Source organism: Mesorhizobium sp. GW821-FHT07A06 (assembly GCF_059419085.1).
On sequence record NZ_JBWKRC010000003.1, the window covers coordinates 731,917 to 744,092 of the forward strand.

Sequence of the window (12,176 nt, forward strand, 5' to 3'; positions counted from 1 at the left end):
TTCCTCCCAGTGATCTCTCAAAAAGATTCAGTCGATGCGCCCGAACCAGGCGCCGTAACCGCCCAGTTCGATCGAACCGGTGCTCGCCTGCCCGGAAAACCCGTGTCCCGGTAAAGGTTGCAGTGATGATCCGCCAAGGTCGACCTTGGCCGGTTTGGCGCCGAGGTTGAAGACGCAGACGACCTGCTCATTGCCCGCCCGGCGCGTGAACGCGACAATGTCGCCCTCGCTTTCGATGAAGGTGATATCGCCCTTGGCCAGCGCCGGATGGGCACGGCGGAAGGTGAGGAAGCGCCGGTAGTGTTCGAGCAGCGAAGCCTGGTCGCCCTGCTGGACATTGACCGCTTGCGCCAGATGTTTTGCCGGCACCGGCAGCCAGGGCTTTGCCTGGGAGAAGCCGCCATTTTTGGCGTTGCCATCCCACACCATGGGCGTGCGGCAGCCGTCGCGGCCCTTGAATTCCGGCCAGAAGCGGATGCCATAGGGGTCTTGCAAATCCTCGAAGCGCAATTCGGCCTCGGCGAGCCCGAGCTCCTCGCCCTGGTAGATGCAGACCGAGCCGCGCAGCGACATCAGCAATGCCGAGATGACCTTGAGATAGGCGGTCGGGTCGGCCTCATCCGCAGCCCAACGCGAGGCCGGGCGCATCACGTCATGGTTGGAAAACGCCCAGCACGACCAGCCGTCGCTGGCGACCTTGCCGAAGGCTTCCAGCACCGAACGGACCTTGGGCGCGCTGATCTTTTCCGGCGCCAGGAAGTCGAAGGAATAGCACATGTGCACGCGCTTGCCGCCGGCGGTATAGGCGGCCACGACCTCCAGCCCGCGCTGCGAATCGCCGACTTCGCCGACCGCGGCCGTCGCCGGATATTCATCCAGCAGGGCGCGGAAACGTTCGAGGAAGCCGAGGTTTTCCGGGCGGCTCTTGTCGTAAAGATGGTCCTGGTAGTTGTAGGGATTGACCGCCGGCGCTGTCTGGTCGTTGCGCTCTTCGGGCGGCAGCGGCGGATTGTTTTCCAGGCCTTGGCTGTGGAAGTAGAAATTGATCGTGTCGAGGCGGAAGCCGTCGACGCCGCGCTCCAGCCAGAAGCGGGTGACGTCGAGCAGCGCGTCCTGGACTTCGCGGTTGTGGAAGTTGAGGTCGGGCTGTTCGGCCAGGAAATTGTGCAGGTAATATTGCTGGCGGCTGGTGTCCCACTGCCACGCCGATCCGCCGAAGATCGACAGCCAGTTGTTGGGTGGCGTGCCGTCCGGCCTGGCGTCCGCCCAGACATACCAGTCCGCCTTCGGATTGGTGCGGCTCGACCGGCTTTCCTTGAACCAGGGATGGTTGTCGGCGGTGTGCGACAGCACTTCGTCGATCATCACCTTGAGGCCCAGCCGATGCGCCTCCGCCGTCAGTGCATCGAAATCGGCCAGCGTGCCGAACATCGGGTCGACGTCGCAATAGTCCGAGACGTCGTAGCCGAAATCCTTCATCGGCGATTTGAAGAAGGGCGAGATCCAGATCGCGTCCGCGCCGAGCGCGGCGATATAGGGCAGCCGCCCGATAATGCCCTTGAGATCGCCGATCCCGTCGCCGTTCGAATCCTGGTAGCTGCGCGGATAGATCTGGTAGATCACGGCCCCTCGCCACCAGTCGCGATCGACGGCAAGGTCAGGCTTCGAGCTGGCCTTCAAAGCGGATTGCATGGTTTCAGCCTCCTTTCACCGAGCCGGCAAGCAGCCCGCGGACGAAATAGCGCTGCAGCGAGAAGAAGACGATCAGCGGCACGATGATGGTGATGAAGGCCGATGTCGTCAGGATTTCCCAGTTGCCGCCGCGAGAGCCGAGCAGCGCGTTGAGCTTGGCTGTCAACACGATCTGGTCGGGTGCCGTACCGAGGAAAACCATCGCCACCAGCAGATCGTTCCATACCCACAGGAATTGGAAGATGGCGAAGGAGGCCAGCACCGGGAAGGACAGCGGCAGCACGATCTTGACGAAGATCTCGAAATCGCTGGCACCGTCGATGCGGGCCGATTCCATGATCTCGCGCGGCAGGCCGGCAATATAGCTGCGCAGCAGATAGATGGCGAAGGGCAGGCCGAAGCCGGTATGCGCCAGCCAGATGCCGAGATAGGTTTTCGACGGCACGCCGAAGAAAGCGCCGACCCCGTTGTAGAGTTTCAACAGCGGAATCAGGGACATCTGCAGCGGCACCACCAGGAGGCCGATGATGACCGCGATCAGCAGCGCACGGCCAGGAAAACGCATCCAGGCCAGCGCGTAGGCGGCAAAGGCGGCGATCAGGATCGGAATGACGGTCGCCGGGATGGTGACGGTCAGCGAATTCATGAACGAGCGGCCGATGCCTTCCGAAAACAGCACGGTGTGGTAGTTGTCGGTGGTGAATTTGGGCGGTGCCGATGAGGCATAGTAGACACGCTGGCCGCGATCGCCTTCGAACGCCTTGGGCGAGGTCATGACGAAGCTGCCGTCGGCATTGACCTGCAAGGTCACGCCGTCACCCAGGTCCGCCGATGTGCCGGCCGGATACTGTGTCGGTGCCGCCGCCTTGACGCCGAAAGCGCTGATGCTGCGCCTGGCGCCGTCGCCGAAAATGTTGCCCTCGAGGACGAACTTGCCGTCCTTCTGGGTCTGCGCGGAGGCGGCGGGCAGACGCCCGGCTTCGGTCTGGCTGGAACTGGCGAACGAATTCCACCAGCCCGAGGCAACGATCTGGTCCTTGTCGCGCAGCGAGGAGACCAGGATGCCGAGTGTCGGAATGGTCCAGATCGCCACGAAGACCAGCACCGCTATATGGACGCCGAAACGGCTGGCGAAGGAATTTCCGGTCGCGACGGCCATTTCAGTGCCCTCCCGTCTCTTTGTTCGCCTGGCGGATGTTCCAGACCATGATCGGGATGACCGCGATCATGATGATGATGGCGATTGTCGCGCCACGGCCGAAATCGCCGCCGCCGCGGAACATCCAGTCGAACATCAGATTGGCCAGCACCTGGCTGTTCCACTGGCCGTTGGTCATGGTCAGCACGATGTCGAACACCTTGAGCACCAGGATGGTGATGGTGGTCCAGACAACAGCGATCGTGCCCCAGATCTGCGGCACCATGATCTTCCAGAAGATCTGGAACGGGTTGGCGCCGTCGATGACGGCGGCTTCCAGCGTCTCCTCCGGGATGCCGCGCAGCGCCGAGGACAGGATGACCATGGCAAACCCGGTCTGAATCCAGATCAGGATGATCATCAGGAAGAAATTGTTCCAGAACGGCAGCGATATCCACACCTGCGGCTGGCCGCCGAAATGCTGGATGATGGCGTTGAGCAGGCCGATCTGCACCTGGCCCTCGCCGCGATATTCGTAAATGAACTTCCAGATCACGCTGGCGCCGACGAAGGAGATGGCCAGCGGCAGGAAGATCAGGCTCTTGGCAATCGTGCCCCACCAGATCTTGTCTGTGAGCACGGCAATGATCAGCCCGAGGAAGGTGCAGGCGGCGGGCACCACTGCCAGCCACAGGATGTTGTTCAGGATTGAGTTTCGCAGATCCTGATCGCGAAGCGCCCACTCGTAGTTGGCGAAGCCGACGAAGTTCTCGCCGCCGCGGTCGCGGAAGGAGAGCCACAGTGTCGCGATCACGGGGTAGATCAGGTAGATGGTGAGAATGATCAGCGCCGGGCCGACGAACAGCCATGGCCGTATCAGGCCCTGCCGGCGCAGATTGTTGACGGCGGCCGTGCCGGAAACTCCGCGCGAGGGGAAGGTCAAGTCGAGCAGTTTGTTGGCGCCCCAGAAATAAGCGACACAGCCGCCGACGCCGATGATGATGACAAATATGGCCGAGAAAATCTGAGCCGCCATGGTCCCTCTCCCTGCGCATGATCGGCCAGGCAGTGCTGGCGATTGGATGCACCGATTTCGTTATTCGCAACAATCGAACGCGAAAGGCTTCCGGCAAGTGCTGCCGGTGAATCCGGGCCGGAGGCCCGGATTCGGTATGAGGATCAGGAAAGTCTCGATTGCACCCGAACCCGGGCTGGCTACTTGCCCGGGCTGGTCACTTGATCGCGTCCCAGCTCTTCTGGATGTCGGCGGCCACGTCCTGGGCGGATTTGCCTCCGACCAGATCGATCATGCCGGTCCAGAATGAGCCGGCGCCGATCTTGCCGGGCATCAGGTCGGAACCGTCGAAGCGAACCGTCGTCGCTCCGACCAGGATCTCGCCCTGCTTTTTCAGCGCATCGCTGCCATAGGCGTCCTTGTTGGCACCCTTGAAGGGCGTGACGAAGCTCTTCTGCGCCATCCACAATTCATGCGCGAGCGGCATTTCGAGGAACTTGATGAACTCGCGCGATGCCTTGGAATCCTTGGTGATCATGACCAATGTTCCGGCCACTTCCAGCGGCGTACCAAGCTCCGGCTTGGAGGCGTAAGGCGGATAGTTGAAGAAATCCGCATCCTGGCCGAGCTTTACGCCCTCCGGGAAGAAGGAGGGGATGAACGATGCCTGATGGTGCATGTAGCACTTCGGCGGCACGGTGAAGAGGCCCTTCGGGCTGTCGCGGAAGTCTGTCGCGGCCACTGCCTTGGCGCCGCCATCCACCATCTTGTCGTCGGTGGCGATCTTGCCGAAGATGTCGATGGCGTTGACCACCGCCGGATCGGTGAACGGGATCTCGTTCTTGACCCACTTGTCGTAGACCTCCGGCGGTTGCGTCCTGAGCATGATGTCCTCGACCCAGTCGGTCGCCGGCCATCCGGTCGCGCCGCCAGAGCCCAGCCCTATGCACCAGGGCTTGCCGCCGTCGGCTATGATCTTCTTTTCGAGCTCGGCCAGTTCCTCTTGCGTCTTCGGAACCTTGTAGCCGGCTTCGTTGAAATTGTCGGGCGAGTACCAGACCAGCCCCTTCACGTCGATCTTGTAGGGAAAGGCATAGAAGCCCGGCTTGCCGTCCTTGCCATTATACGTGCCGAGCTTGGCCCAGGAGTCGCCGGCGGCGTAGTTCTCCTTGATCCAGGCGGCGACGTCATCGCCCAGCGGGGTCAGGACGCCCTTGGAAGCAAGATCCTGGATCAGGCCCGGCTGTGGCAGGATGGCGATGTTTGGCGGACTGCCGGCCTGGGTGTCGATGACGATCTGCTGCTCATAGTTCTCGGAAGAGGAGTACTTCACCTCGGCGCCGGTCGCTTCGGCGAAATAATCGAGCACCGAACGGGCAAGCGCCTCGTCCTCGCCGCGCCACGGCCCGAAGATGGTCAGGGTCTCGCCCTTGAGATCGACTTTCTTCAGGTCTTCGTAATTTGCCCAATTGAAACGCTTGTCCTCGCCCGGCTTGAACTTCAGTTCGGCATGCGCGGGCGCGTTCAGGGCGAGCGTGGCAAACGCAGCACCCAGCAAAAGCATTTTCTTCATCGGTATTCCCTCCCAGTGGGTCACACACACCGGACGGAACCTCCATTCCGCCCGCCGACGCCGCAGGACTGTGACTCAGTCGCAAGGGAACCGCAACCTTTCGAAGAGTCTTCCAAAGCGCTTTGGCTTTTCTGATCTCGCCACTGAATCGACTGGAAGTCAAGAGGTTCGGTTAGCTAATCGATTTAATTTCGTTGATTCTGACATCAGAAATTGCACCGCAGCATGCTTTTTGGCAGCGCAACAGCAATTTTCTGTTTCAAACCGGTCCCGACCCCGCTTATGGTTGTGTCGATGCCCTCGCGCCTTTGTGGCACTTGGGTCGATTCAATTTAAAAGCGCTTTGAGGGAATGGAGGCCGTTGTGAACCTCAAGCAGCTCGCGCATATGCTGGCGCTTTCGCAGACCACGGTAAGCCGGGCGCTGAATGGCTACCCGGAGGTCAACGAGGAAACGCGCAGGCGCGTGATGGACGCCGCCAAGCGCCATGGCTACCGCCCCAATCCGAGCGCGCGCCGGCTGGCGACCGGCAAGTCCGGCATGATCGGCTATGTCCTGCCGACAGGTGCGGCCGTCGACATCGATCCGCATTTCGTCGAATTCCTGTCCGGCCTCGGCGATTATGCCCGCTCGCATGAGCTTGACCTTGTGCTGTCGCCGGCCGATGCCGACGACCAGGAAACCACTTATCGGCGCATCGTCGCCAACCGGCAGGTCGACGCCGTCTATATTTCGTCGCCCAGGCCGCGGGACAGCCGGGTGGCGCTGGTCAGCACGCTCGGCATTCCCTACCTGGTCCACGGCCGCAGCGAAGGCTTCGATTTCGACTATCCCTATCTCGACATCGACAATGAGGGCGCCTTCCACGAGGCGGCGCGATTGCTGGTCCAGCTCGGCCATCGGCGGCTGGCGCTGATCAATGGCGACGACCGCGAGACCTTTGCCATCCATCGCGAGCGCGGCGTGCGCCGGGCGCTCGCCGCGAGCGGGCTGACCCTCGGCGAGCGCCACGTCTGCTCGGTGGCCATGACCGAAGAAAACGGCTATCGCGCCACCAGGCGATTGCTTGAGGCGAGCGACGCGCCGACGGCGATCGCTTGCTCAAGCCTGATCATGGCGCTGGGCGTCGTGCGCGCGGTGCGCGACCTCGACCTCACCATTCCCGGCGATGTCTCGCTGATCGCCCATGACGATGTCTTCCCCTGGCTGAAGCCGGAAAATTTTTCCGTACCGTTATCGACGACGCGCTCATCCATCCGTCTTGCCGGCGAGCGCGTCGCCGAGCGGCTGGCGGCACGGATATCGGGCTTGGAAGAAGGCGCCCGCGGCGAGGTCTGGCCGGTCGATCTGGTGGTGCGGGGCTCGGTCGCCGGTGCGCCGGCGTAGGAGATAGACCCAATCGCCCCGTGAGGCCGGCCCCTTGCGGACATCGCCGGACGATCGATTGCCGGGCCGTGGGACAATGGTCTGCCTGCGTCTGCTCTTGATTTGGCTTTTGGGGGGTGGCAACCAGTAAGCCAGAGCATCGATCATTCCTCCCAGGATGCGCCACTTGCCCCTATTCCCGTTTTCCGAAGCGGATCCAATCCGACATGCCGGTCCACCGCCGAAGACTTCGGAGGTGGTCATCGTTGGCGGCGGTATCATTGGCGTGACGACCGCTCTTTTCCTTGCGCAGCGCAACATTCCGGTGACGCTGCTGGAAAAGGGACGCGTTGCGGCCGAGCAGTCCTCCCGAAATTGGGGCTGGATTCGAAAGCAGGGGCGGGACGCGGATGAGCTGCCGATTGTTATCGAGGCGTCTCGCCTATGGCGGCAGCTGGCCGAGGAATGCGGCGAGGACATCGGTCTGAAGCAGACAGGTGTGACCTACCTGGCAAGCTCGGACAAGAAAATGGCCGGCTTCGAAGAATTCATGAAGATCGCCGCGATCCATGAACTCGACACCCGCCTCCTGGACGCGGACGAAACCGCAAAACTCATCAAGGGCATGTCGCGCAGGTTCAAGGGCGCGATGACGACGCCCTCCGACATGCGTGCGGAGCCTTGGTTGGCGGTGCCCGCGCTTGCCCGGCTTGCCGCCCGAAAAGGCGCCAGGATCGTAGAGAATTGCGCGGTGCGGACCCTCGAAATCTCAGCCGGCAGGATCAAGGGAGTGTGGACCGAAGCGGGGTACATCGAGACCTCCAGCGTGCTGGTCGCGGGCGGCGCCTGGTCATCCCTGCTCCTGGCAAGACACGGCGTGTCCGTCCCTCAGCTCAGCGTCAGGGTAACCGTGGCCGCGACGGAACCCCTGCCCGAAATCTATTCCGGTGCGGCAGCCGACGATCACATCGCGTTCAGGCGCAGACAGGATGGCGGATACACGCTCGCCCCGGGAGGCAGTAATTTGCTTTACGTCGGGCCCGACGCGTTCCGGCACGCCACCAAGTATCTTCCAGCCCTCATGGCCAACCCGTTCGGGACGCGTTACTTTCCGTTCGCTCCGTCAGGCTACCCCGACAGCTGGTCGACGCCGCGCGACTGGGCACCGGATTCCCGGAGCCCCTTCGAAAGGATGCGGGTGCTCAACCCAGCCGCCGAACGCTCCGGTCTCCGTTCGGTAGAACACAATTTCAAACACCTTTTTCCACAGTTCGAAACGGTTCGCCTGAAGGCCGGCTGGGGAGGCATGATCGACGCCATGCCCGATGTCGTCCCTGTCGTCGATCGCGTGGAGGCGGTCGGCGGTCTTTTCGTCGCGACCGGCATGAGTGGTCACGGGTTCGGTATCGGGCCAGGAATCGGGCGCGTCGTTTCCGACATGATGCAGGGAAACGAGACTGGGCATGACCTCAGCCGCTTCCGGCTGTCGCGCTTCCATGATGGAAGCGCCGTTCGATTGGGTCCGGCGCTATAGCGGATCGCGCCAAGCGTGGTCCATCGCCATGCCGGCGGCGACCGCATTCCACCCATCCCGGCCGTTGCGGATAGCCAGTGCGGGTCGCCCAGCCTTATTCCTTCGCCGCTTCGGCCGCCTGGATGTCCAGCAGTCCGTAGCCGAAATCGTTGTCGCGTCCCTTGGGGCCGAGATCCTTCGCTGTCGCCGCCAGTGCTTTCTCGATGTCGTCGGCCGAGCGGCCGGGCGCGGCATGGAGGAGATTGGCGATGGCGCCGCTCACGATCGCCGCCGCGAACGATGTGCCGGTGACGACATCGGAGCCGGCACCGCTTGGCGCCACCATTTCGACGCCGGGCGCCGAAATGAAGACGTAGGCGCCGCGATTGGCCTGCGGCATCAGAGCGTCCCTGGCGTCGGTCGCGGTCACCGCGATGACGCCGTCGAAGGCGGCCGGATAGCCATAGGGCGCCTTCGGCCCGTTATTGCCGGCGGCGGCGACCAGCACCATGCCGAGTGCCCGTGCATTGCGGCAGGCGGCGCCGAGCAGGTCGTTCTTCGGCCCGACGAAGCTCATATTGATGATGCTGACATTCTGCTCGGCCGCCCAGTCGAGTGCCGAGAGGATGACGTCCATGGTCGACTTGCCGCCTTCGAAGGCACGGGCGTGGTAGATCCTGGCGCCCGGCGCCATGCCTTCGAGCGCGCCGACGCCGGCGATCAGGCCGTCGATCGAAGTACCATGGTCGCGCTTCTCGACCGGCACGTCGGGCATGGCGTCGAACTGCGCGGCGATCACGCCGGCCAGCGCCGGATTGGTGTCGTCGATGCCGGTGTCGATGACGGCAACACGAACGTTTTCGCCGCTGGCCTGTTTGGCATCGAGCGCGATGCGGTCGAAGGCATAGTTGACGATGCCGGCGGCCTGCTGCAGCGAGTAGATATGGTTGGGCTCGCGGCGCTGCGTGCGGCTGTCGGCGGCAAGCTGCGCCAGCACGACACCGACAGGGCGGCCATCTGGAATGCCGAAACGCACCAGCGTGGTGCCGAGCAGCCGCGACTGGCGCTGCGAACGAACCTGAAGGCCGAACGAGGCGGCGATCTGCTGCACGGCGCCGGCATCGCCGTCGACGGTCACCAGCACCTCGTCGGGCACGAAATCGCCCGCCACCGCGCGCGGCGGCTGAACGGCGATGAGATCGGTGGGCGAGACGATCGCGGCCGAGATTCCCGGTTGCGCATCGGCGGGGGCGGCCGACGGCGTACCCGGATCCTGGCGTGGTGCGGGTGTCGGCACGGGCACCGGAGTTTCGGCGGGATTGGGAAAGAGGTCGACGATCAGCGCCGGAAGAAAGACGGCGCCGGGTCGCTTCGCCCCCGAACCGTCTTTTTCGTTGTCCTTGGCGCAGTCGGCTCCTGCCGCGTTGGTGCCGTTGCGGCAGTCGATCCTTGTCTGGTCGCCGCTGCTGTTGTTGGTCTGTGCCGATGCAGGCCCGGCGGCGATTGTCATCGCCGCCGCCAGGATCACCGCAAATCGAACGACCGCATCAGCCGCCATCAACCGGTTTCCTTCCCTCGATCACAGTCTCGGTGAATGGCTGGGCAGCAATAAGGCCGAGCTGCTTGGTGTAGTCGGCTGCGTTGGCCGCGGGAATGCCGAGCCGGAACACGCCATCGGCGGTCGGTCCGCCAATGACCTTCAACCCGCTGCTGCCGAGAAAGCCCGAAATATCGGACATCCTCGCATCCGGTTTGAACTTGACCAGCGCGAACGGCATTTTCGCCAGGTCATCTTCGGCGCCGGCGATCTCGAAATCCTTGCCCTTGCCGCCGGGCTGCACCAGGGACTGCACCGCAATCAGGGCCAGCAAGACGGCGGCCGTGGCCCAGGCGACACCGACCGGCACCGCCATGAACCGCCCCCAGGCCTGCGCCAGCCAGGAGGAGCCTGCCGGTGCCCGTGCCGGTCCCGCTTCGGCATCGAGTGCCCTGGCGAAGCGGCTGAGCGCATCGGCCGGCGGACGGATCGCCTCATTGGCGGCCGATATGCCGGAGAATTCGGCCTCGGCCTCGCCAAGGGCTGCCATTGCCGCCGGATCCGTCGCCAGCCATTCTTCGACGGCTTCCAGGTCCGAGCCTTCCAGCGAGCCGTTCAGATAGAACGGCAGCAGCGTTTCCATTTCGTCGCGGCGCGACATTTTCTCAGCGGCGCTCATGGCCACCCCCTGTCGTAACCGGCGGCCTTGAGGGCCTCTCCGAGTTTCTTGCGGGCGTAGAACATCCGGGTCTTGACGGTCGCGACCGGGATGCCGAGCACCTCGCCGATCTCGGTCACCGACTGTCCGTGATAATAGGCAAGGTCGATCACCGTGCGGTGCTCTTCGGGCAAGGCATCGACAAAGCGGCGCAAGGCGGCGGCCTTGTCCTCCTTCATCGTGACGACCTCCGGCGTGTCGGCGCCGTCGGGCACCGCGGCGGCGGCCTCGTCGTCGATCCAGTCTTCCTTCTTCTTGCGCAGCAAGGACAGCGCCTTGAACCGGGCGATGCCGAGCAGCCATGTCGAGACTTCGGAGCGCCCCTCGAAGCCTGGCGCCTGGCGCCACAATTCGAGGAAGACTTCGTTCGCGATATCGTCAGCCATCATTTCCGATCCCGTCTGGCGCGCCACGAAGCGGTAGACCCGCGCATGGTGGCGCATGAACAGGAGCCGCACGGCGGCACGGTCGCCCTTCGCGACCCGGTCGACAAGCGCGCGATCGGTATCCGTCGCTGCCGTCATGGCCGGTCGAGCCGCCTGGCTCCTGCCTGCTCTGTCGCTGATCGGCCCAAAAAGGTTCATCCTCCGCCAAGGAATTCGCGGAGGCTAACCGAACTATGGGGATGTTGCCAGAGCATCCCTTCTCTCCCGTCACTATACGGGGAGTTGAGGAGTGGCCCGCGCAGCGGGCGAAACGCCAACTGCTTGGCTTTTCGAACGACGAACGCCGGCAGGCGGATGAGGGCGGCGCCGACGTCCCCTTCACATTACCCCAAAAAGGGCTTCGCCTTCATCGTCGCCGGCACCGGCACGCCCAGCCGGCTCAGCACGGTCGGCGCCAGCTGCAACTGATCGAGCAGCGTGTCGCCCTCGGGGCCCTTCGCCGGACCGAAATAATACAACGCGAAATCCTGCATTTCGTCGTCATGGCCGCCATGGTGGCCACGGTCGGTCTGGCCATGGTCGGCGGTGACCATGACCTCGTAGCCGGCTTCGATCCAGCCAGGCAGGAAGGCTGCCAGCATGCCGTCCATCGCATAGACGGCATGGTCCATCTCGTGGCAGTCGTGACCGAAGCGATGGCCCATCGAGTCCAGCGTGCATGTGTGCAGGATGCCGTAGTCGATGCCGTGGCGTTTCGTCAGCATGGTCAGCGTCGCGAACAGGTCGACGTCGCTCGGCGTCATCTGGTTTCGGGCATTGTAGCCGGTCATGGTATGGAACCGGCCATGCGTAATCGGACCACCCGGCTCGTCATATTCCATGTCCTCGACCAGGTCGAACGGATAGGACCGGAAGAATTCCGACCAGTAGGAATGCGTCACCGCGCCGGTCTTGCCGCTAGCCTTGCTGACTTCCGAGAAGATGTCTGGCTGCGCGACCCGGAAGCGGTTCTCGTTGGAAAGAATGCCATGCACCTGCGGCGACACGCCGGTATGGATGGAAGCATAGCAGCAGGCCGACGTCGACGGCAGCACCGAGCGCATCTTCCAGACCCGCGCCTCGCCCGATTGCACCCAGCCCTCGAGATTGCCCATCAGCCGGCGCCAGTTCCTGTAGGGAACACCATCGAGGATCATCAGCAGAAGTTTGGATTTGAGCGCCATGGGCAGCTCCATCATG

10 protein-coding genes are annotated in these 12,176 nt (G+C 63.4%); 2 read left to right on the top strand and 8 right to left on the bottom strand.

Features of this window, described 5'->3' with window-relative positions:
• Positions 1-27: 27 nt before the first annotated feature.
• The 4 genes from bglA to AC07SZ_RS14100 all read right to left on the bottom strand — a co-directional run bounded on the left by bglA (position 28) and on the right by AC07SZ_RS14100 (position 5,418).
• A complete protein-coding gene (bglA, locus tag AC07SZ_RS14085) occupies positions 28-1,692 on the bottom strand; it encodes a beta-galactosidase BglA (protein ID WP_494914684.1) in 1,665 nt (554 codons plus the stop codon).
• Positions 1,693-1,696: 4 nt separating this feature from the next.
• The gene (locus AC07SZ_RS14090; RefSeq protein WP_056569102.1) at positions 1,697-2,851 is read right to left on the bottom strand and encodes a carbohydrate ABC transporter permease; all 1,155 of its coding nucleotides are present in this window, start codon (positions 2,849-2,851) and stop codon (positions 1,697-1,699) included.
• Between the two features lies 1 nt (position 2,852).
• Positions 2,853-3,866 (bottom strand): carbohydrate ABC transporter permease, encoded by a 1,014-nt coding sequence (locus tag AC07SZ_RS14095; RefSeq protein WP_056569104.1) that lies wholly within the window; start codon positions 3,864-3,866, stop codon positions 2,853-2,855.
• Positions 3,867-4,062: 196 nt separating this feature from the next.
• Positions 4,063-5,418 carry an ABC transporter substrate-binding protein gene (locus AC07SZ_RS14100; RefSeq protein ID WP_056569107.1) on the bottom strand — a complete coding sequence of 452 codons (1,356 nt, stop codon included), beginning with the start codon at positions 5,416-5,418 and terminating at the stop codon, positions 4,063-4,065.
• 363 nt (positions 5,419-5,781) lie between these two features.
• Between AC07SZ_RS14100 and AC07SZ_RS14105 the strand changes: the two genes are divergently transcribed.
• The gene (locus AC07SZ_RS14105; protein WP_494914686.1) at positions 5,782-6,804 is read left to right on the top strand and encodes a substrate-binding domain-containing protein; all 1,023 of its coding nucleotides are present in this window, start codon (positions 5,782-5,784) and stop codon (positions 6,802-6,804) included.
• 166 nt (positions 6,805-6,970) lie between these two features.
• Positions 6,971-8,317, top strand: coding sequence for an NAD(P)/FAD-dependent oxidoreductase (locus tag AC07SZ_RS14110; RefSeq protein ID WP_172371161.1), 1,347 nt, complete (start codon positions 6,971-6,973; stop codon positions 8,315-8,317).
• 94 nt (positions 8,318-8,411) lie between these two features.
• On the opposite strand, the gene AC07SZ_RS14115 is transcribed toward AC07SZ_RS14110, so the two are convergent.
• The 4 genes from AC07SZ_RS14115 to AC07SZ_RS14130 all read right to left on the bottom strand — a co-directional run bounded on the left by AC07SZ_RS14115 (position 8,412) and on the right by AC07SZ_RS14130 (position 12,160).
• On the bottom strand, positions 8,412-9,854 hold the full coding sequence (locus AC07SZ_RS14115) for a S8 family serine peptidase (protein WP_494914687.1): 1,443 nt from the start codon (positions 9,852-9,854) through the stop codon (positions 8,412-8,414).
• Positions 9,844-10,512, bottom strand: coding sequence for an anti-sigma factor (locus tag AC07SZ_RS14120; protein WP_494914688.1), 669 nt, complete (start codon positions 10,510-10,512; stop codon positions 9,844-9,846). The genes AC07SZ_RS14115 and AC07SZ_RS14120 overlap by 11 nt, the downstream gene beginning before the upstream one ends.
• Positions 10,509-11,075: a sigma-70 family RNA polymerase sigma factor gene (locus tag AC07SZ_RS14125; protein ID WP_494914689.1), complete on the bottom strand. Its 567-nt coding sequence runs from the start codon at positions 11,073-11,075 to the stop codon at positions 10,509-10,511. Before AC07SZ_RS14125 ends, AC07SZ_RS14120 begins: the two co-directional genes overlap by 4 nt.
• Positions 11,076-11,320: 245 nt before the next feature.
• The gene (locus tag AC07SZ_RS14130; RefSeq protein ID WP_494914691.1) at positions 11,321-12,160 is read right to left on the bottom strand and encodes an alkaline phosphatase family protein; all 840 of its coding nucleotides are present in this window, start codon (positions 12,158-12,160) and stop codon (positions 11,321-11,323) included.
• Positions 12,161-12,176: the final 16 nt, after the last annotated feature.

Coding starts and splice junctions, on each gene's coding strand:
- AC07SZ_RS14100 (WP_056569107.1), bottom strand. CDS start 5,418: ATGAAGAAAATGCTTTTGCTGGGTGCTGCGTTTGCCACGCTCGCCCTG.
- AC07SZ_RS14090 (WP_056569102.1), bottom strand. CDS start 2,851: ATGGCCGTCGCGACCGGAAATTCCTTCGCCAGCCGTTTCGGCGTCCAT.
- AC07SZ_RS14115 (WP_494914687.1), bottom strand. CDS start 9,854: ATGGCGGCTGATGCGGTCGTTCGATTTGCGGTGATCCTGGCGGCGGCG.
- bglA (WP_494914684.1), bottom strand. CDS start 1,692: ATGCAATCCGCTTTGAAGGCCAGCTCGAAGCCTGACCTTGCCGTCGAT.
- AC07SZ_RS14095 (WP_056569104.1), bottom strand. CDS start 3,866: ATGGCGGCTCAGATTTTCTCGGCCATATTTGTCATCATCATCGGCGTC.
- AC07SZ_RS14130 (WP_494914691.1), bottom strand. CDS start 12,160: ATGGCGCTCAAATCCAAACTTCTGCTGATGATCCTCGATGGTGTTCCC.
- AC07SZ_RS14125 (WP_494914689.1), bottom strand. CDS start 11,075: ATGACGGCAGCGACGGATACCGATCGCGCGCTTGTCGACCGGGTCGCG.
- AC07SZ_RS14120 (WP_494914688.1), bottom strand. CDS start 10,512: ATGAGCGCCGCTGAGAAAATGTCGCGCCGCGACGAAATGGAAACGCTG.